Source organism: Candidatus Phyllobacterium onerii, from assembly GCF_028331445.1.
GTDB classification, from domain to species: Bacteria; Pseudomonadota; Alphaproteobacteria; order Rhizobiales; family Rhizobiaceae; genus Phyllobacterium; species Phyllobacterium onerii.
Genome location: NZ_JAQMHX010000003.1, coordinates 101,160 through 121,733 on the forward strand (window position 1 = coordinate 101,160; position 20,574 = coordinate 121,733).

The 20,574-nt window shown below is 55.3% G+C and carries 16 protein-coding genes, 2 pseudogenes and 1 riboswitch; of the genes and pseudogenes, 10 read left to right on the top strand and 8 right to left on the bottom strand.

All coding sequences use genetic code 11. From position 1 onward, the window contains the following. Positions 1–71 precede the first annotated feature (71 nt). Positions 72–251 carry a CbtB domain-containing protein gene (locus PHA01_RS08545; protein WP_112528662.1) on the bottom strand — a complete coding sequence of 60 codons (180 nt, stop codon included), beginning with the start codon at positions 249–251 and terminating at the stop codon, positions 72–74. Between the two features lie 49 nt (positions 252–300). After that, positions 301–536, bottom strand: a riboswitch (cobalamin riboswitch). 57 nt (positions 537–593) lie between these two features. After that, positions 594–2,051: a cobyric acid synthase gene (locus PHA01_RS08550; RefSeq protein WP_271894560.1), complete on the bottom strand. Its 1,458-nt coding sequence runs from the start codon at positions 2,049–2,051 to the stop codon at positions 594–596. Between the two features lie 107 nt (positions 2,052–2,158). Here PHA01_RS08550 and PHA01_RS08555 point away from each other — a divergent pair, with 107 nt between their 5' ends. Together PHA01_RS08555 and mmsB are read left to right on the top strand one after the other, a co-directional pair. After that, entirely contained in the window at positions 2,159–3,325 is a 1,167-nt protein-coding gene (locus PHA01_RS08555) for an isobutyryl-CoA dehydrogenase (RefSeq protein ID WP_271894561.1), read from the top strand. Positions 3,326–3,338: 13 nt separating this feature from the next. Continuing rightward, positions 3,339–4,241 (top strand): annotated as a pseudogene (mmsB, locus tag PHA01_RS08560) (3-hydroxyisobutyrate dehydrogenase); the annotation flags it as partial. Between the two features lie 292 nt (positions 4,242–4,533). Here the strand turns inward: mmsB and PHA01_RS08565 are convergent. After that, positions 4,534–4,953 (bottom strand): hypothetical protein, encoded by a 420-nt coding sequence (locus PHA01_RS08565; RefSeq protein WP_271894563.1) that lies wholly within the window; start codon positions 4,951–4,953, stop codon positions 4,534–4,536. Between the two features lie 231 nt (positions 4,954–5,184). On the opposite strand from PHA01_RS08565, the gene PHA01_RS08570 reads away from it, so the two are divergent. The 5 genes from PHA01_RS08570 (at position 5,185) to PHA01_RS08590 (ending at position 12,600) form a co-directional block, all read left to right on the top strand. Beyond that, positions 5,185–6,186 (top strand): ABC transporter substrate-binding protein, encoded by a 1,002-nt coding sequence (locus tag PHA01_RS08570; protein WP_224508364.1) that lies wholly within the window; start codon positions 5,185–5,187, stop codon positions 6,184–6,186. A 128-nt stretch (positions 6,187–6,314) separates the two neighbouring features. Continuing rightward, positions 6,315–7,202 (top strand): ABC transporter permease, encoded by an 888-nt coding sequence (locus tag PHA01_RS08575; protein ID WP_106710122.1) that lies wholly within the window; start codon positions 6,315–6,317, stop codon positions 7,200–7,202. Then, positions 7,195–8,268 carry a quaternary amine ABC transporter ATP-binding protein gene (locus tag PHA01_RS08580; protein ID WP_271894565.1) on the top strand — a complete coding sequence of 358 codons (1,074 nt, stop codon included), beginning with the start codon at positions 7,195–7,197 and terminating at the stop codon, positions 8,266–8,268. Before PHA01_RS08575 ends, PHA01_RS08580 begins: the two co-directional genes overlap by 8 nt. Before the next feature lie 117 nt (positions 8,269–8,385). After that, positions 8,386–9,966 carry a trimethylamine methyltransferase family protein gene (locus PHA01_RS08585; RefSeq protein WP_271894567.1) on the top strand — a complete coding sequence of 527 codons (1,581 nt, stop codon included), beginning with the start codon at positions 8,386–8,388 and terminating at the stop codon, positions 9,964–9,966. A gap of 57 nt (positions 9,967–10,023) precedes the next feature. Beyond that, positions 10,024–12,600, top strand: coding sequence for a GcvT family protein (locus PHA01_RS08590; RefSeq protein ID WP_271894568.1), 2,577 nt, complete (start codon positions 10,024–10,026; stop codon positions 12,598–12,600). Here PHA01_RS08590 and PHA01_RS08595 read toward each other — a convergent pair. Beyond that, positions 12,577–13,344, bottom strand: a complete 768-nt coding sequence (locus PHA01_RS08595; protein WP_271894569.1) for a PhnD/SsuA/transferrin family substrate-binding protein — start codon at positions 13,342–13,344, stop codon at positions 12,577–12,579. The genes PHA01_RS08590 and PHA01_RS08595 overlap by 24 nt on opposite strands. A gap of 9 nt (positions 13,345–13,353) precedes the next feature. Beyond that, positions 13,354–14,391 (bottom strand): fatty acid desaturase, encoded by a 1,038-nt coding sequence (locus PHA01_RS08600; RefSeq protein WP_465248733.1) that lies wholly within the window; start codon positions 14,389–14,391, stop codon positions 13,354–13,356. Between the two features lie 115 nt (positions 14,392–14,506). Here PHA01_RS08600 and PHA01_RS08605 point away from each other — a divergent pair, with 115 nt between their 5' ends. Together PHA01_RS08605 and bmt are read left to right on the top strand one after the other, a co-directional pair. Continuing rightward, positions 14,507–15,343: a helix-turn-helix domain-containing protein gene (locus tag PHA01_RS08605; RefSeq protein ID WP_271894571.1), complete on the top strand. Its 837-nt coding sequence runs from the start codon at positions 14,507–14,509 to the stop codon at positions 15,341–15,343. Positions 15,344–15,433: 90 nt separating this feature from the next. Next, positions 15,434–16,447, top strand: coding sequence for a betaine--homocysteine S-methyltransferase (bmt, locus tag PHA01_RS08610; protein ID WP_271894572.1), 1,014 nt, complete (start codon positions 15,434–15,436; stop codon positions 16,445–16,447). 52 nt (positions 16,448–16,499) lie between these two features. Here the strand turns inward: bmt and PHA01_RS08615 are convergent, their stop codons facing one another. From PHA01_RS08615 to PHA01_RS08625, 3 genes and pseudogenes are all read right to left on the bottom strand, one after another. Further along, positions 16,500–17,105: a PadR family transcriptional regulator gene (locus tag PHA01_RS08615; RefSeq protein ID WP_271894573.1), complete on the bottom strand. Its 606-nt coding sequence runs from the start codon at positions 17,103–17,105 to the stop codon at positions 16,500–16,502. A 137-nt stretch (positions 17,106–17,242) separates the two neighbouring features. Next, positions 17,243–17,934, bottom strand: a pseudogene (locus PHA01_RS08620) (hypothetical protein). A 79-nt stretch (positions 17,935–18,013) separates the two neighbouring features. After that, a complete protein-coding gene (locus PHA01_RS08625; RefSeq protein ID WP_271894574.1) occupies positions 18,014–19,600 on the bottom strand; it encodes a trimethylamine methyltransferase family protein in 1,587 nt (528 codons plus the stop codon). A 243-nt stretch (positions 19,601–19,843) separates the two neighbouring features. Between PHA01_RS08625 and PHA01_RS08630 the strand changes: the two genes are divergently transcribed. Continuing rightward, complete coding sequence (locus PHA01_RS08630) at positions 19,844–20,542, top strand: corrinoid protein (protein WP_112528690.1); 699 nt, start codon at positions 19,844–19,846, stop codon at positions 20,540–20,542. Positions 20,543–20,574: the final 32 nt, after the last annotated feature.

The window sequence follows — 20,574 nt, forward strand, 5'->3', positions numbered from 1 at the left end:
GACCAAACAAATTGTAATTTTTCAATGCGTAAGAGCAGATAGCTGAATCGTCTATTCAGCTAGTGAAAAGCTCAATGGCAGGGAAATCCATATGAATGGCGGGTGTCGTGCGCGGTATCATGCAACGTTTCGGAGTGCGAAAGACCGACACCGTAAATGATGAACACGCCGAGCATAAGCGAAAACACCGCCGTGGTCAGACGCGATGCGAGCGGGAGAGAAATCGTAGTCGAAGTACGAGTAGCAGCCATAACAACCTCCGTGCAGGGCCAGAAGGGACAATCCCCTTCGGTTTTGGGCACTATTGCCCTATGACTGGCAGGTCTCCTGGCTCGCGGGTCGTAAGATCAATGCCGCCTTCCCGGTTTCCCAGTGGCTGCCATCAGCTTTCGCTTCTGGCGCTGACATTGACCCTCGCCGTTCTACAGTCGCGGGGTCGGCTGCGGTTAGGTCGCCCTGATGGGTACGGCCGTCGCATTCCCTTTTGATCCCTTGGCCTTTGGCCGATATCGGGAACCAATCATTGCCGTGACGTTATTCACCAAGCGCCATGAATGTCAAACGAAACTGCGACACCAACCGCTGCTGCCGCGTCATCGCTGTGATTTGAGCGCGAGCAGGTCGATATCAAGCACTTCAGACAGTTGGCCGGCTATGGAATCGAGAGCCTGGTCTACCCCTGCACGATAATCGAGCGCGTCCGCAGCAATTCCCATGGATTGTAAAAATGCCGCCCGGAAGCCATCGTCTACGAACAACCCGTGCAAATAGCTGCCAAAAACTTTGCCGTCCCTGGAGGCAGCACCGTCAGCTGTGCCATTGACACGCACTGTTGGCCGCTCGCAGTCCGGTCCCGTTGTTCTACCAAGGTGAATCTCGTACCCCTTCAATGGCAAGTCGAATTGCAGCGAATGTGCCTCTACGTTGCGCACCGTCTTTTCCGGTTCCATGACCGTATGGACATCGAGGTGACCGAGACCTTCTACTTCCGTGACATTTCCTTCAATCCCGTCGGGATCACGCACCGTCCGACCGAGCATTTGATATCCACCGCAGACGCCAATGATATGGCCGCCGCGCCGCCTGTGCATATCAAGATCTCGGTCCCAGCCATTTTCCTTGAAGCGCAAGAGATCGCCAATCGTGGATTTGGAACCGGGAATGATCACAAGTCCGGCATCCGCAGGCAGCCGTTCGCCGCTTCTTACCATGACCACGTCCACCAGCGGCTCTGCCATCAGTGGATCGAGATCATCAAAGTTAGCAATCCGGTCGAGGATAGGGACGGCAACCTTGAGTGCACGACCCTCGCCTTTGACCAGGCGTTCCAGCACGACTGAATCCTCGGCGGGTAACCGCGAGGCATCCTTCAACCATGGCACGATGCCGAACGACGGCCAGCCAGTAAATTGCGTTATGGACTTGAGTCCATCATCGAACAACGAAATATCGCCGCGAAACTTGTTGATGATATAGCCAATGATCATGTCACGATCTTGCCGCTCCAGAATGGCATGAGTCCCGACAATCGAGGCGATCACGCCACCCCGGTCAATATCGCCGACGAGCACGACAGGCACTTTGGCACGAGTGGCAAAGCCCATATTGGCGATATCGCCAGCGCGTAGATTGATTTCCGCAGGCGATCCCGCCCCCTCGACGATGACAAGATCCGCACCGTCTCGCACAATGTCCCAGGACTCCATCACCGCATCAAGCAGTTGTGACTTGAATTTCTGATAGTCGCGGCCCTTGGCCTGCCCCCAGACCTTGCCCTGCACGATGATCTGGCTGCCGGTTTCAGATTGCGGTTTTAAAAGCACTGGGTTCATATGCACCGATGAAGGCACGCCGCAAGCCAGTGCCTGCAGCCATTGCGCCCGGCCGATCTCGCCGCCATCGTCGCTGACCGCGGCATTGTTGGACATGTTCTGTGGCTTGAAGGGCCGCACCTTCAAGCCGCGATTGCGCGCAAGCCGGCAAAGTCCCGCCACGAGGACCGATTTCCCAACATCAGAGCCAGTTCCCTGCAACATGATTGCGTGCGTCATGGGCTTTGAGTAGCGGATATGTCTTTCTCTTCCTAGCCCCACCGAAGACGTTGCGCCACTTGGTGCTTGGGATAGAGTGGACGGAACAAGAATACAGGGAGGTTACCATGGACACGCTGGTCGATTCGGCTACCGGTCAATTCGAGCTGAACGAGGACCAACTGGCAATCCAGGACATGGCCCGCGCGTTTGCCGCTGATCGTGTTGCATCCAATGCGCTCGCCTGGGATCGCGAAAAGCATTTTCCGGCGGATGTAATTCGTGAAACCGGTCCGCTTGGAATGGGCGGTATCTACGTGCGCGAAGATGTGGGCGGTTCAGGGCTGAAGCGGCTCGATGCCGTTCTGATTTTCGAAGCCCTGTCGGCGGCTTGCCCTGCATTCTCGGCGTTCATATCCATCCACAATATGGGGACATGGATGATTGATCTCTTTGGCAACGAGGAACAGCGTCTGCGCTTTGTACCGAAATTGACGTCCATGGAGTGGTTGGCCAGCTATTGCCTGACTGAACCCAATTCTGGTTCCGATGCCGCAGCACTGAAGACGCGCGCGGTGCGCGACGGCGATGAGTATGTGCTCAACGGTGCCAAGCAGTTTATCTCAGGCGCTGGCGACTCCGACGTTTACGTGACAATGGTACGGACCGGCGAGGACGGACCGAAAGGCATTTCAGCGCTTGTAATCCCGAAAGACGCCCCCGGTCTTTCGTTCGGTGCAAACGAGTTCAAGATGGGGTGGAACGCTCAATCGACAAGGCAAGTCATATTCGACAATTGCCGGGTTCCAGTGTCAAACCGTCTTGGCGAGGAAGGCGACGGCTTCAAGATTGCCATGGGTGGCCTCGATGGCGGACGTCTCAATATTGCGGCCTGCTCTCTCGGCGGTGCACAGTCGGCGCTGGACAAAGCCGTAGCCTATGCCTCCGAGCGCAAGGCCTTTGGCAAGGCGATCAACCAGTTCCAGGCGTTACAGTTCAAGCTTGCTGATATGGAGACCGATCTTTCTGCGGCACGGATGCTGCTCTACACGGCTGCATCGAAGCTCGACCGGAAGGCGCATGACGCCTCGAAATGGTCAGCCATGGCTAAGCGCTTCGTTACAGATGTGGGCTTCGATGTCGCCAATGACGCGCTGCAGATCCATGGCGGTTATGGCTATCTGCATGATTATGGCATCGAGAAGATCGTTCGTGATCTACGTGTCCACCAGATACTCGAAGGAACGAATGAAATCATGCGCGTCATCATCTCACGGCATATGACCAGTCACTAAACAATTTCATCAGGAGAAAACTGCAATGGCGACTGTCGCTTTTATTGGTCTCGGGCACATGGGCAATCCTATGGCGGCCAATCTTGTCAAAGCGGGACAAAAGGTGCTGGGCTTCGATCTGCTGCCGGAAAACCTTGAAACAGCCCGAGGGAACGGCGTGGATGTTACAGACAGCGCCGAAACAGCGGTCGCTGAAGCCGATGTCGTCATCACGATGCTTCCTGCAGGCAAACACGTGTTGACGGTTTATGAAGCTGTTGCAAAAAAAGCGCGAAAAGGCACGCTTTTCATAGATTCTTCCACAATAGACGTCGACTCGGCGCGAAATGCTCACGAGATTGCTCAAGCGAATGGGCTGCTTTCGGTCGATGCACCGGTCTCCGGCGGTATTGGTGGCGCAGCGGCTGGCACGTTGACGTTCATGGTTGGTGGCAGCGCTGAAGCATTTGCGAAAGCTGAACCCATTCTTAAACCCATGGCGGGCCGTATCGTCCATTGCGGCGAAGCCGGCAACGGACAAGCCGCAAAGATCTGCAACAACATGATCCTCGGCATCTCGATGATCGGTGTCAGCGAGGCCTTCACGCTGGCGGAAAAACTTGGCCTCTCACATCAAGCGCTATTTGACGTATCCTCAACTTCATCCGGGCAATGTTGGTCGCTGACCACATACTGTCCGGTGCCTGGCCCGGTTGCGACTTCTCCAGCCAATAATGGCTATAAGCCGGGGTTTGCTGCAGCTCTGATGTTGAAGGACTTGAAGCTGTCGCAGGAAGCCGCCGCGAGCGTAGGAGCAGCGACACCTCTTGGCGCCCATGCCGAAGAGCTCTATGCGGCGTTCAATTCAGCTGGCAATGAGGGTTCTGATTTTTCAGCAATTGTAAATTTCTTGCGCGAATCCAACCGCGGTAACTGAAAACACAGAGCAAGCTCTCAGAAAACCTCCAAATTTAGATTTGCTTAAGCACTCGCTAACCTCGCGGTAACGATGTCCGGTTAAAACTTTACAGGTAAGCAGACCAAGACCCTGCTTGCCTGCTCCGGATCAGGTACTGCGTACCGGAGTTGCTGCTTCTTCGAACTATATCCAGTATAAAAAGACCGCACTGTTCCACCCGGACAGGGCGGTTTTTTATGCTCCGGTTCCGGATGCAAAGAAAAAACCGCCGCCTGAAAAGGCAGCGGTTTTGCTTATATCAGCTTGTGAATCAGCCCGCCGAACGTGTCCAGATGAACGAAAGAGCCGACGCCACACCGCTCCTCGCGTTGTTCGATGGCGCATTGCGTTTTTCGGTGGCATTCCACGAAATGTGAACGCGGTTATTGCGGTTGAAAATGTAGAGCATTCCTGCACCTCGAAGAGAAAACTGTTGTTGCCTCTCAAATGCGCTACTTGCCTGAAATTTGATCAGGAAAATTCGCCATGGCGTGTCGCATTTTCTGCATTCAATCGAGCGAGTTTGCATGGCAGGCATGCGGAAATCGCTTGCCTGCGTACGATTGTGCCGTTGGCGACCGAATAACTGCATGGCGCGAACAGAGGAGCTCGCCGCACAATCGCAATCTGGCAAGCGCAACGCTTCCAAATGAATTGATAAAGGAAATTGTCTAAGGCGTTGATCTTTCATCTATTGGTTTGTTACGATGCCCGGATGAACATTGTGCATTGGTCCTCATTCATTGTTCCGGCGTCGTTATATCGACAGGCCTTGTCGCGATGCACCGCATTTATTCAAGGAAAGCATTGCATTCTGCCGGGATAAGGATGCCAAATGGCACATAAGCGAACAACTGGGTAGGACAGTACCAAGTTAGAATTCGTATTCGGGTGAACTGTCAAAGAGTGGGAGATAAAGCACATGAAGAAGCTACTCGCTTCAACTATACTCGCCGCTGGTCTTTTCGGCTACGCTGGATCGGCCTCGGCTGCAGAATGCGGCTCTGTAACAATCGCTAATATGAACTGGCCGTCGGCCGAAGCTTTGGCCAACCTGGACAAGATTATACTAACAGAAGGTTATGGCTGCGACGCCGAGCTGGTCGCTGGCGACACGGTTCCAACTTTCACATCGATGTTGGAAAAGGGTCAGCCGGACATCGCTCCGGAGGGCTGGCTCAACACTGTCCGTGACCTCCTTGAGAAGGCGGTCAAGGAAGACAGACTGGTCTTGGCAGCGCCTGCCATTACCGAAGGCGGCACGGAAAGCTGGTGGATACCTAAATATTTTGCCGATGCGCACCCGGATATCAAGACGATTGCCGACGCCATGAAGCACCCGGAATTGTTCCCCGCTCCGGAAGATCCCAAGAAGGGCGCGGTTTATAACTGCCCGTCCGGTTGGGCTTGCCAGATCACGACAACCAACTTCTACAAGGCCTATGGTGGCGACAAAAATGGCTTCACACTTGTTGATACAGGTTCGGCAGCGGGTCTTGATGGCTCAATAGCCAAGGCCTATGAGCGCAAGGAGCCTTGGCTCGGATATTATTGGGGCCCTACCGCAATCCTCGGTAAGTATCCCATGGTTAAGCTCGACAATGGCGTACCTTTTGATGAAGCCGAATGGAAACGCTGCACTGTCGTTGCAGATTGCCCCGATCCAAAGCCGAATGGATGGGCAAAGTCAGATATCTATACGGTTGTCACGAAGAAATTTTCCGATTCTGCTGGCCCCGCCTTCGACTATCTGAAAAAGCGGCAGCTATCGACTGTAGAGTTCAACAAGCTGCTAGCCTGGATGGTCGACAACCAGGCTACGGGTGAAGATGGCGCCAAATATTACCTCAAGAACAACGAGGCGGTTTGGACAAAATGGGTCTCCCCGGAAGCCGCCGAGAAAATCAAGGCTGCTGTGCAATAATTGTCAGATACGGCGAAGCAAGGCTTCGCCGTATCCCACTCTTGATAGGTTGAACGCAATCACGTTCAACCGCTTCAGCCATTCTGAAAGCGTTGCGCTTGGGGTGGCTATGGAAGGGGCACCGACAAATGGATTGGTTTTACTCATTTCCCAATATGAATGACGACACGCTGCGCAACCTGAAAAAGGCGATGGACGAGGGTTTCAAGGCGTTCACTCGTCAGTACGGCGATGTGATCGAGTCGTTTTTTCAACCCCTGCAGTATTTCCTTATTCAGGCAGAACGTTTTATGACGACGACGCCGTGGCCAGTCATGATCGTTCTCATTGGCGGAATTGCCTGGATCGCCAGTCGCAACTGGAAGATCGTAGGCGGCACCATCCTGACCCTTCTCCTGATCGGCTATTTCGATATGTGGAGTGACGCGATGAAGACCATCGCCATGATCTTCGTCGGCACGGTCGTTTCGATCGTCGTCGGTATCCCGATTGGCATTGTGATGGCGCGTTCTGATGGTTTCCAGCGAATGGTCAATCCCATTCTTGACGTAATGCAGACAATGCCGAGCTTCGTCTATTTGATTCCGGTTGTGATGTTGCTTGGCATCGGCAAGGTCCCAGGCCTCATCGCCGTGGTAATCTATGCCATTCCGCCGATGATTCGCCTGACCAATCTCGGTATCAGGCTGGTTGACAAGGACGTCCTGGAGGCAGCTGACGCATTCGGTTCGTCAAGCTGGCAGCGATTGAGGAATGTCCAAATTCCCCTTGCTCTTCCGACAATTATGGCTGGTATCAACCAGACAATCATGATGGCGCTAGCCATGGTAGTTATCGCGTCGATGATCGGTGTCCAGGGTCTTGGACAGCCCGTTTTGCGTTCGGTGAACGGTCAGTTTTTCTCGCTCGGACTTTTCAACGGCCTTGCCATCGTTGGCATAGCCATCATTTTTGACCGCGTTAGTCAGGCCTATGGCAAGCGTCTTCAGAAGCACCAGGAGGTTGTCCATGGCTGATCGTTCGGTTCAGGGAGCAGGCATCAAGATCAAGAATCTCTACAAGATTTTCGGCCAGAGACCGCAAGCCTATGTCGAGGCGGTGAAGAAAGGCATGTCAAAGACCGAACTCAATGAAGATCATGGACATGTTCTTGGCTTGCGCGACATCAACATCGATATGCCGGCCGGTTGCATCCAAGTCGTCATGGGACTTTCCGGTTCAGGAAAGTCCACATTGATCCGCCACATCAATCGTCTGATCGATCCAACGGCCGGTGAAGTCATCATCGATGGCGCCGACGTCTGCAAGATGAATCAGAACGATCTGCGTCAGTTCCGGCGCCACAAGACGGCGATGGTTTTCCAGAAGTTTGCTTTGCTGCCCCATCGCACAGTGCTGGATAACACCGTCTATGGCCTTGAGATACAGGGCCTGTCGCGGGAAAAGCAGGAGGAACAGGCCAGGCGCTGGATTGGCAGGGTGGGGCTTAAAGGGTTTGAGGATCATTATCCCAACCAGCTGTCAGGTGGCATGCAGCAGCGTGTCGGTCTAGCTCGCGCCCTGACAAACGACGCGCCGATCCTGCTTATGGATGAAGCGTTTTCGGCCCTCGATCCGCTCATTCGCATGGACATGCAATCGGTTCTTCTCGATCTGCAGAAGGAAATCAAGAAAACGGTCGTCTTCATCACCCACGATCTCGATGAGGCTTTGCGGCTCGGCGATCGCATCGCGATCCTTCGTGACGGCGAAGTCGTTCAACAGGGAACCGGCCAGGACATCGTTTTGCAGCCTGCGGACGAATATATTTCGAGCTTCGTGAAAGAGGTTAACCGCGGCCGCGTCATTATGGTCGACACTATCGCCACTCAATCCGGCGCGCCATCTGCAACGGGCGGTGTAACAGTCAAAACCGGCACGATTCTTGAAGAAGCTGCCAAGACAATGACCGACGCCAACCAGCAATACGCAACGGTTGTTGATGATAATGGGAAACCCACTGGCGTCATCAGCATGAACAATTTGATTCAAGCGATGGTCACGCCGATTAGCCATCTGACGTCAAAGGCTGCGGCGGAATAACCAACGCACTAGGTGTCGCTTCCCTTGCGCTCGGCGTCGCTCACGCCGCGCACCCTGAGCCCTGCTCTGGCGATAGTGCACCATCGCCTGTGACAGGTGCGAATGAGGGCATGAGCAATGAGTGAACCTGCAGTTGAGACCGACGCAAACGCATCAGCCCGGGACCATGGCAGACGTGGCGGGCGGGCGCGGCCACGCAGCGTTGAAAGCGGTGCTTTCGATCAGGCACCGTTTCGGCAGCTCAAAATCCCCTTTACACCGACAAAGATCGTTTCCGACGATGAACTTGAATCGATCCACGATGCATCGCTTAAAGTGCTGCAGGAGATTGGGGTGGACGTACTGCACGACGGTGCACGCGAAATCATGAAAGAGGCCGGCGCCGACGTTACTCCTGGCACAATGCGCGTTCATTTCGACAAAGAAATGATCCTTGAGTATGTCAGCCACGCGCCATCCGAGTTCACGCTGCATGCTCGCAACCCCGCACATAATGTGCGTTTTGGCGGCAATAATCTGATTTTTGCCCAAATGGGATCGGCGCCGAATTGCTCCGACACCGACAATGGCAGGCGCTCGGGTAATCAGGCGGATTTCCGCAATTTCCTGAAACTGGCGCAAATGCACAATATCATCAATGCGACCGGGGGATATCCTGTAGAACCGATCGATATCCATCCATCGGTGCGTCACCTCGAGTGCATTCGGGATCTGGCGACGCTCACCGACAAGCCGTTTCACATATATTCGCTCGGCAAGGAGCGGAACCAGGACGGAATTGAAATCGCCCGCCTCGCCCGCGGTGTCAGCCACGAGCGGTTACAGAACGAGGCGTCTTGCTACACGATCATTAACACCAATTCGCCACTGAAGCTCGATATCCCGATGATGGAAGGCATCATTCAGATGTCCGGCAATGGTCAGATCGTCATTGTCACGCCTTTCACTCTCGCGGGGGCCATGGCGCCTGTGACGATAGCAGGAGCGTTGGTTCAGCAGAATGCCGAAGCGCTGGCTGGTATTTCCTTCACGCAGATGGTCAAGAAGGGCGCTCCCGTCGGTTATGGCGGATTCACCTCCAATGTCGACATGAAATCGGGCGCTCCCGCCTTTGGCACTCCGGAATACATGAAAGCCCAGATGGTTGGCGGTCAGTTGGCCCGCCGTTATGGCATCCCCTATCGCACATCCAATGTGTGCGCAGCTAATACGGTGGATGCCCAGGCTGCCTATGAATCGGTGTTCTCGCTTTGGGGCGCGATCCAGGGCGGTGGCAATTTCATGCTGCATTCCGCGGGCTGGCTGGAAGGTGGGCTTTGCTGTTCCTATGAAAAGATGATCCTCGATTTCGATCTACTGCAGATGGTCGCGGAATTCCTGACACCGCTAGATCTGTCGGAGGATGCGTTGGGTCTCGATGCCATGCGCGATGTCGGTCCGGGCGGCCATTTCTTTGGCACTGCCCACACCCAATCCCGCTACAAGACCGCTTTTTATGCACCGATTATTTCAGACTGGCGCAACTACGAGAGCTGGCAAGAAGCCGGTTCACCAACGGCGATCGAGCGGGCCAACCGGGTGTGGAAAGAACGACTGGCAACTTACGTGAGACCAGCGATCGACGCAGCAATCGAAGAGGAAATCAATACCTTCGTTGCAAGGCGCAAGGCCGAAGGCGGCGCGCCCACTGATTTCTGATCCGTTGAATCACACCCTCAACACGTGAATCAAATTTCCAATATGAGGCATAAGAATATGAAATCGCACGTTAAAGCAGTTGTCATAGGAGGCGGTGTTGTTGGATGCTCTGTCCTCTATCACCTTGCGCGTGCTGGATGGACCGACGTCCTGCTGATAGAGCGCTCTGAACTGACATCCGGCTCATCCTGGCACGCTGCCGGCGGCTTTCATACCCTCAACGGCGATCCGAACGTGGCCAAACTGCAGGCCTATACGGTCAGCCTTTACAAAGAGATCGAGGAACTTTCGGAACAGTCATGCGGCCTGCATCTGACCGGCGGCGTCATGATGGCCGACTCGCCGGAGCGTATGGATTTTCTGCGCCTCGCTCACGCGCGCGGCCGTTACCTTGGCATGGATACAGAACTGATCACGCCATCGGAAGCCAAGGCGATGTTCCCGCTGATGGACGAGACCAACTTCGTCGGCGCGATGTGGGACCCAGTCGAAGGCCACCTCGACCCGTCGGGCACGACCCATGCCTATGCCAAGGCTGCGCGCAAGCTTGGCGCGGAAATAAGCTTGCGTAACCGCGTCGTTGAACTGACACAGGAAACGGATGGGACCTGGAACGTCATCACCGAGCAAGGCACTGTGAAAGCCGAGCATGTCGTCAATTGCGGCGGACTGTGGGCCCGTGAAGTTGGCCGCATGGTTGGCCTGGAACTGCCCGTCCTTGCCATGGAGCACATGTATCTCCTCACCGAGGACGTGCCGGAGGTCATGGAGTTCAACAAATCCACCGGGCGCGAACTCATCGGCGTCATGGATTTCAAGGGCGAGATCTATACCCGTCAAGAGCGTAACGGCATCCTGCTCGGCACCTATGAAAAGGCGGCAAAGCCATGGTCGCCCGTGAACACGCCATGGGACTTCGGCCACGAACTGCTGGCACCGGACATTGACCGCATCGCCCCTTCCCTCGAAGTGGGTTTCAAGCATTTTCCGGGCATCGAGAAGGCCGGCATCAAGCAGATCATCAATGGCCCCTTTACGTTCGCGCCGGACGGCAACCCGCTTGTCGGACCGGTTCCTGGTCTCACCAATTACTGGACGGCCTGTGCCGTCATGGCGGGTTTCAGCCAAGGCGGGGGCGTTGGCCTCGCCCTTTCCAACTGGATGGTGCATGGCGAGCCTGGCTTCGACGTCTGGGGCATGGACGTCGCCCGCTTCGGCGAATGGGCGACCCTGCGCTACACCAATGCCAAGGTTCGCGAAAACTATTCGCGCCGCTTTTCCATTCGCTTCCCCAACGAAGAGCTGCCCGCTGCGCGTCCTCAGCAGACGACGCCGCTCTACGACACAATGGTCGCACAGAATGCAGTCATGGGCGATTCCTGGGGTCTCGAAACTCCGCTCTGGTTCGCGCCCAAAGGCACGGAAGCACGCGATATCGTCTCCTACCATCGCTCGAACGACTTCGAGCATGTCGGCAACGAAGTGCGGGCAACACGGACAAATGTCGGCGTCACCGAGATCGCCAATTTCGCCAAGTATGAAGTGACGGGCGCGGGTGCCGAGGCTTTTCTGTCGCATCTGATGACCAACACCATGCCGAAGACTGGACGTCTGGTCCTCACTCCCATGCTGAACGAAGAAGGCAAACTCATCGGAGACTTCACCATCGCCAAGGCCGCGGATGACCGATTCCTGATTTGGGGATCGTCCGCCGCGCAGCGCTATCACATGCGCTGGTTCCAGAAGCAGCAGCCGAGGGACGGTTCGGTTAACATCCATCGTTTCGATCAGACGCTGGTGGGTCTGGCGATTGCCGGTCCTAGAGCACGCGATCTCCTTGCAAAACTCGTCGATGAAGACGTTTCAAACGCGGCTTTCCGCTTCATGGATTTCCGCGAGATGGCTGTCGGTGGAGCGCCTTGCAAGGTCAATCGCATCTCCTACACTGGCGACCTCGGCTATGAGATTTGGATGGAACCTGCATACCAGCGCCTCGTTTACCAGGCGATCAAGGAGACCGGCGCAGAATACAACATCGTGGATTTTGGCATGCGCGCATTGCTCGCCATGCGGTTGGAGAAAAATTTCCCCACATGGTTCCGCGAATTGCGTCCAATCTACGGTCCGTATGAAGGTTCAATGGATCGCTTCATCAAGCTCTCCAAGAACGATTTCATCGGCCGAGAAGTGGCAGCCAAAGAGAAGGCGGATTTTGACGCTGGTACCAGCACGAAGCTACGCCGCGTCTCCTTCCTGATCGACGTGCCGCATGGCGAGGGTGCGGCCGATGTTATGGGCGACGAGCCGATCTGGGCGAAGACCTCGAAGGACTACGGGACAGTGCAGGCTGGTCATGGTGTCGGCGCGCCGCGCTTCGACGCAACTGGTGAAATTGTTTCCCACGAGGGCGATAAGGGCGCCGTACAAGGCGAATGGCGCGTCGTTGGGTGGGTTACATCCGGCGGCTATGCTCATTATGTCGGCCGTTCGATGGCGCAAGGCTACGTGCCGGCAGAACTCGCCAAAAGCGAAGAGCAAGGGTTGTTTGAGGTGGAAATCCTCGGCATTCGCCGGGCCGCCCGGATCAATCTGGAGCCGCCGTTCGATCCGTCAGGCGAAAAGATGCGCGGGTAATTCAAAGGTTGAAATATAGGGCAGGCCTTTGCGCTTGCCCGTCCAGCCGACGACGACCAGGGCGCTGGCTGCTTCATCATAGCGCTGCGCCAGTTCCCAGGATTTGCAATCGATAGCAGCGATATCTGCTCGACCAAATGCAACAGCTTCAACGGAATGGCGATGCCCGCCAGTCTCCGTATGGCTGATAAACAGATCCAGCGTCTCACCCTGGGCCTCAAGGCCTCGCTGGAGGGCGAGATAGCCGGACATCGAGTCGTGACTATTGAACGCGAGCCGTTTCTGCCGCATTACTTCCAGAGGCAGCCTCGCCTCTCCGTCGAGTGGCGCCCCGACAGGCGTCCCCTCACCTCGGCGCATGACCAATGCGCTTGAGTAAAGTTCGCCATTCCCACCATCTACGCCAGAGTAGTCATCCTGCCCAACAACATGGACATAGGCTTGAAGACCCAATTCCAGCGGGCCCCAGCAAGTTTGGGCAAAGAGTAGACCTGGATGACACCACAGCGCCTGCCGATCTAAATCGTCGGGTGGAAGTAGGGCTGGATCCGGCGCGATGACGTTGCCGGCCTTATCCTTGATGCCGCCAGGAACCGCCGGTAGATCAGCATTGCGGCGTGCCAGAAAATCCGGCGCATTAAAACCGTTCGACCGCAATGCGTTACGCAACACAGCCCACTGCGCATCAACTTCAGCGCGCCGTTCCGGCCAGTCATACATCGGCAAAGCCGCCACAAGAGTCATGTAGCTTGTTTACTCTTTCGGCGGCTCGGCGGGAATAGGCATTGTTGAGCCACCCTGCAGACTGATGCCATGGCGGCGTGGCCGGAAGGCCCGCCCGGTAGCCGGCTCACGACGTAGAACGGGGTGAACGACTTCCTGTTTTTTGCGGAATGCGTATGCGCGCAAAATCTCGAAATAATTGCGGAAGACATAGCCGCCATTCATGCGCTGCCATTCCTCGCGCTGTTCGTCATAGAGCTCCGGCAGATCATACCAAGGCACGGTTGGCCGCTTATGGTGCACAAAATGCAGATTGTTATTGAGGAATATGAGAGCGAGGGGTGATTTCTCCACGATAATCGTCCGCCCATCCGGGCGTTCCGACCATTGGTGTTCGCAGTAACTGCGGATAGAGATGATTGACAGACCCCAATAAACAACTGTCAGCGCATAAATCCAAAGCGGAATTCCGAAGACCAGCCATACCAAGCCGAACATTGGAACAAGTCCGGCGCCATGCAAAAGCCAGGCGGTGCGCGTCTTCCTGTCTCCTCCAGTAACCAGTTTCACCTCAGCGATGACAAAGCCAATCGCCATCAGAATCGGGCCAATAATAATCCGGCCACTCAGCGTGTTGTTCCAGTTGAGGAGTGATTTGACAAATGCAGGCAGTTTTTCCCAGTCGCCCATGGCGCGGAAATAACTCTCAGGATCGTCATAGGGGTCTGTCAACCGCTCATCCGCATGGTGCTTGAGGTGAAGATGCTTGTACCGCCGGTAAGGAAAAACGAGACCAATCGGTAACGAAATCAGGATTTCGTTGACAAGACCACTGCGCGTTGGGTGGCCGTGCAGAACTTCATGCTGTAGCGACGAATGCAACGCGACAGAAATTGCCATCGCTACCAAAGCAACCAATGGCATGGTGTCGTAGAGGTAAAAACCGGAGAAAAACCAAAGCCCGTAGCAGGCTGTCATCAAGCCAATCGTTGGCCATTCAATGCCGGTGCGCTTGCGCGAATTCTGGGATTGTGAAGAGGGTATTTTGTTATGTCGTTCTGATTCCATGTTTTTCATGGTCTCATTGTCAGGAGCTGTCAGCAATGCGATTTTTGTGAGTAAGTGTTGATTTTGCGCACCAAATAGCGCAATTGTTGTGTATTATAAACAATGCGGTGCGAATATGGATAAACGCGACCTTTCCCGCCTGTTCCAGGAGCGCATCAAAAGTCTCCTTGTCCGGAGCGGTGAAAACCAGTCAGCCTTTGCTGCCTCAGTTGGTATTGACCGTTCAGCCCTGTCGCAACTGCTTTCCGGTCAATCTACCAGGCTGCCGCGCGTTGAGACGTTGCTCAACATTGCCGAACGCCACGCCGTGTCGCTCGATTGGCTTTTGGGATTGAGCCAGGACGAAGGCATTACAGGCGAACTTCGCCCAAGCATGGAAATAGAAGAAGGCTCGGATAACTTCGAGCGCACGCTCCTCGTCAAATGGCACGCTGAAGCGACCGGCAGCAAAATCCGCTACGTTCCCGCGCGCATCCCCGACCTGTTGCGGACACAGGCCGTGGTCGCGTACGAAACATCAATGGTCCACCGCGACCCGGCAGCCCAGTTGAGCGAGACCGCATTCCGGCTTGATTATAATCGACAACCGGGCACCGACATGGAAGTCTGTATGCCGTTTCAGACGCTAAGCGACTTCGCCGCCGGTTGCAGCATCTGGAGCGATCTTTCGCGCAAGGTCCGTCTCGAGCAGCTTAACCACATGGCCGAATTGATCGACGAGCTCTATCCGTCATTTCGACTGTATCTTTTCGACGGACGCGAGCGTTTCTCTGTCCCCTATACCGTTTTCGGTCCCTACCGCGCCGCTATATTTGTCGGGGAAATGTATCTGGTCCTGTACACAACGGAGGCGGTCCTGACCATGCAACGGCATTTCGACGGACTTATCCGGGTTGCCAAAGTCAATGCTCACGAAGTGGCTGGATACATTTCATCGCTGAAGGTCAGTTGACCATGCGGCAAGCCTTGTCGCAAATGATTATTGACCACATATAAAGACTTCCTTATATCGTTATTTAATTCATCCAAAGGAACGTGCGCCATGGCCATTGCAAACCCACTTGCTGATCTCATCGCCGAGAAGGGCGTTTTGCTGGCCGATGGCGCAACAGGTACAAACCTGTTTGCAACCGGGCTTGAAGCTGGCGAAGCTCCGGAACTCTGGAACGAAACACAGCCGGAGAAAATCATTGCGCTACATCAAGGGTTTGTCGATGCCGGAGCCGACATCATCCTGACCAATTCCTTCGGTGGCACACGCCATCGTCTGAAACTGCATCATGCGCAGGATCGTGTATTCGAACTCAACAAGAAGGCGGCCGAGCTGGCGCGCAGCGTTGCTGACAAGGCAGACCGCAAGGTCATTGTTGCAGGTTCCGTCGGTCCGACAGGCGAATTGCTAGTACCGCTCGGTGCCTTGACCGAAGAAGATGCGGTCGCGGCCTTCACCGAACAGCTGGAAGGCTTGAAGGCTGGTGGCGTGGACGTGGCGTGGATCGAGACGATGTCAGCTCCGGGCGAAATACGCGCAGCTGCAGAGGCAGCCGTCAAAGTTGGCCTTCCTTATGTCTATACCGGATCATTCGATACCGCCGGCAAGACCATGATGGGCCTTCCGCCGAAGGACATTCACGCTGTGGTCGACGGACTCGCGCAACGTCCAGTTGCCGTTGGCGCCAATTGCGGCGTCGGTGCCTCGGATATTTTGGCGTCTCTTCTCGACATGAGTGAAGCCGATCCTTCCGCAACGATCGTTATCAAAGGCAACTGCGGCATACCGGAATTTCGCGGCGCGGAAATCTTCTATTCCGGCACTCCGGAACTGATGGCCGACTACGCCCATCTCGCAATCAATGGCGGCGCAAAAATTATTGGCGGCTGCTGCGGCACATCATTCGAGCATTTGGCTGCCATGCGCAAAGCGCTCGACAGTCACACGCATGGCGAGCGGCCTTCTGTCGAGACAATCGTCGAGACCATCGGACCAATGCGCAACAAACTTGCTGCCCATGCCGATGATTTGCCAAGGCGGGAACGCCGCGGGCGGCGTGCATAGACAGGTTTGGCCGAAAACCGGCGGTTTGACCGCCGGCTCTGCTCAACGATGCTCAGAGATCCTCAATCTCGCGGCGGACCCTCTTCAGGATTTCGCGCAACTGCTCCGCTTTTTCTGTTGTCAGCGATCCACTACGAAGTTTCGAGCGAAGCGCGAAACTCAATGCATGCATCTCTTCGCCCAGAGCAGCACCATGTATCTCGCCTGAAGCGCTGTCGAGTTGGCCGTTGATCTTGTCTAGCTCCGCCCGGTTTTCCTCAAGATAGGCAAGCCCCTGGTCCGTGATCGTGTAGAGCCGCTTGTTGCCAGTTGTGGTGGAAGTGACAAGATCGGTTTCCTCCATCATCTGCAACATCGGGTAGATCGCACCGGCACTCGGAGTATAGGCCCCCTGGAATCTCGCCTCCAGCGCCTTGATAACGTCGTAGCCGTGACGTGGTTCTTCCGCGATCAAGCCGAGGACTACAAGGCGCAATGCGCCCGGATCGAACATGCGTGGGCCGCGCCCACCAAATGGACCGCCTCGGTGCCGCCCGAACGGACCGCCGCGTCCGCGGCCGCCAAAGCGACCGCCTCCCTCCTGCGAACCTGACATTGACTCAACGCGCGACCAGTGGTCGCCGCCGTAGTTGTGGTGATTTCTGCAATGACCGTACACGGAATATCTCCTAGTTATATCTTTCATACGTTATATCTACACAAAGATATATCTTTATGCAAGTCAAAGATATATCTTTTAACGAGATTCCCGCCTAAGAGTTTGAATTAGCTTCTGTATTGATTACGGAAAGCACGTCAGCCCTTCGCAAACGCCTTCATATGAAACCGCATCTGCGGCGCATTGTAGGCCTGCTCGCATCCCACAGGACACGCGCGGCGCGCCAAACAACCGCCTTTCAGGCACTCGTTCCCCTCTCCAGAAGCAAGATGAGAACGACAACGGACGACATTGTATCCGTCACCGGCAAAAGCATTCACTGGGCAAGCCGAAAGGCATGGCTTGTCCTGCAATCCTCGCAGGGATGATGTTGGGGACCACCGCTAGCAAAATCGAGTGCGCGATCGAATAGCAGCGCCCCGCGAAAGGCCTGCCAAAGCCCGTACTGTGGATGGATCAGTATTCCGAGTGGAGAAGGGCGCAGTCCCTCGGCGCGCATCGCCCATTGTTGAAACGGCAGATAGGGCCGATCGGAGGGAAACACGGCTATTGCACCGAACTTCACTGCGACGGCAGTCAGAACATCCTTGGACCATTGATCGAGCGGATCTTGGGAATCCGTGTGGTCTTGCCACCACCGCGTAAAATGCGGCCAAATGGCCGACCCGAAATGGCCAACCAAGACAACGCTTCGAAAATGCCCCCCTCGAATCAAGGGCGAAGGAGCGTTCTCTTCGTCAAAAACAAAACCGCCGCGCGGGACCAAACCATATGGCTCCAGCGCGGCGGCGATTTGATTGGGGATCAGGTTTTCACGGTCATCCTGCATCTGAACCCTTTACAGCAGAGGCCCAGACTTCCTGGTGGATCAGATCGGCCACTTTAGCCCGGCCGTCTTCGGGCTTCTTTCACGTGAACGCGTCGGGCATGGATGCCTTTTTCTTGGCGATGAACTCCTTGAGAGAATCGTCGATGGCCGGGTCGAGATAAGGCGCCTCATATGTTTCCAGCCAACGGCGAGCAAGTTCATTAGCGCGCTGATCCGCCCGCTTTTCGCCTTCCGCCAGCCATTGCTCGTACGAATTGTTATCAGCAATGTTCGAGCGATAGAATGCCGTTTGGAAGTTTGCCTGCGTATGGTCGCAGCCAAGATAGTGGCTGCCGGGACCAACTTGCCGGATAGCAGCCATTGCCTGACCGTTCTCGGAGAGGTCGACGCCTTGGGCGATCTTCTGGGCCATACCGAGCTGATCGATATCCATCATGAATTTTTCATAGGAAGATACCAGACCGCCTTCGAGCCAGCCCGCCCCATGCAGCACGAAATTCGTGCCCGCAAGAAGCGTCGAATTCAATGTATTCGCGCTCTCATAAGCTGCCTGAGCATCGGAAACCTTGGAAGCACAGAGCGAACCACCGGTGCGGAAAGGCAATCCGCAGCGGCGTGCCAGTTGCGCAGCACCATAGGAAACCAATGATGGTTCGGGCGTACCAAAGGTCGGCGCACCTGATTGCATGGAGATCGACGACGCGAATGTGCCGAAAATCACAGGGGCGCCCGGCCGGATCAGCTGAGTGAAAGACGCACCCGCAAGAACCTCCGCCAGGACCTGTGTGAGCGTACCTGCCACCGTAACCGGGCTCATGGCGCCGGCAAGAATGAACGGCGTGACGATGCAAGCCTGATTGTTGCGTGCATAGACCTTCAATGCACCCAGCATCGTTTCGTCGAATACCATGGGAGAATTCGCATTGATCAGACTGGTTAAAACAGTGTTCTGATCGAGATAATCCTCGCCAAACACCAGCTTGCACATGGAGATCGTATCTTCAGCACGTTCGGGTGCTGTGACAGATCCCATGAAAGGCTTGTCGGAATATTTGATGTGGGCGTAGACCATATCAAGATGGCGTTTGTTGACGGGCACATCGACCGGTTCGCATACCGTACCGCCGGAATGATGAATAGACGGCGCCATGTAAGCCAGCTTGACGAAATTATTGAAATCTTCGATCGTCGCGTAGCGGCGAACCCCCTCAAGATCGCGAACGAAAGGCGGCCCATAGACCGGCGCAAAAACGGTAGCATCGCCGCCAATCTGGACGGAGCGCTCCGGATTGCGCGCATGCTGCGTGTAGATCGGCGGAGCAGTCTTCAGCAGAGAACGCGGCAAACCCTTGGGGAAATGTACCCGCTCGCCTTTGACGTCGGCACCGGCTTCTTTCCATAGTGCCAGGGCTTCCGCGTCATCGCGAAACTCGATGCCAATCTCTTCAAGCACCGTATCGGCGTTCGCTTCAATTATCGCCAAGCCTTCTTCATCCAACACTTCGAAGGTGCGTATCTTGCGCGTAATATAGGTCAGTGACTTACCAGGACCACCGCCCGAACGCGCAGCACGACGTGCAGCTGCGCCCGCGCCAGCGCCTCGTCCCCGACGTCCACCGCTTGTCTCCGCTTCCGCAGGTGCATCGACTGACGTTTCCTCAACCATTTTGTATCTCCTCAGCGCTTCACAAGCGCAGACTTCTTCTTAAGCAGGTCAAATCTAAACGTGGCACCAACAAGAGCGTTTCCGTGTGCGGCACCGGGTGGCGCATCGGAGACAAACTGCCGGTCGTTTTCGTCATTTACTAGGTCGCATTTAAGCGATGCGTTTTCAGCAACTTGCCCGATATGTTAAAGAAACACCAGTTATGTTAGTGACATTGCATAACGCTTGAGAGGAAGCATAAAAATGGCCGATGATGAAATCATTCTTTCGGAGCTTTCTGACGATGAACTCGTCGAGCAAATGCATGACGATCTTTATGACGGCCTGAAGGAAGAAATCGAGGAAGGCACCAACATTCTGCTTGAACGCGGTTGGGTGCCCTACAAGGTTCTGACCGAAGCTTTGGTCGAGGGCATGCGCATCGTTGGCGAAGACTTCCGGGACGGCATTCTCTTCGTACCTGAAGTGCTGCTCTCAGCCAACGCGATGAAGGCCGGCATGTTTATCCTGCGCCCTCTCCTTGCTGCAACCGGGGCACCGAAGCAGGGCAAGCTCGTCATCGGGACCGTCAAAGGCGACATTCATGACATCGGAAAAAATCTGGTCGGCATGATGATGGAAGGTGCCGGCTTCGATGTCATCGACCTTGGTATCAACAATCCGGTCGAAAAGTATCTGGCAGCAATCGAAGAACATCAGCCCGACATTCTTGGCATGTCGGCACTACTCACAACAACCATGCCCTACATGAAAGTCGTCATCGACACGATGAAGGAAAAGGGTATCCGCGACGACTATATCGTACTCGTGGGCGGTGCACCCTTGAACGAAGAGTTTGGCAAGGCCGTCGGCGCGGACGCCTATTGCCGCGATGCGGCGGTTGCTGTTGAAACCGCCAAAGCCTACATGAAACGCAAACACAATCAGCTTTCGGGAGCTTGATGGCGTGCAAAACGGCCGCATAAGCATGCGAC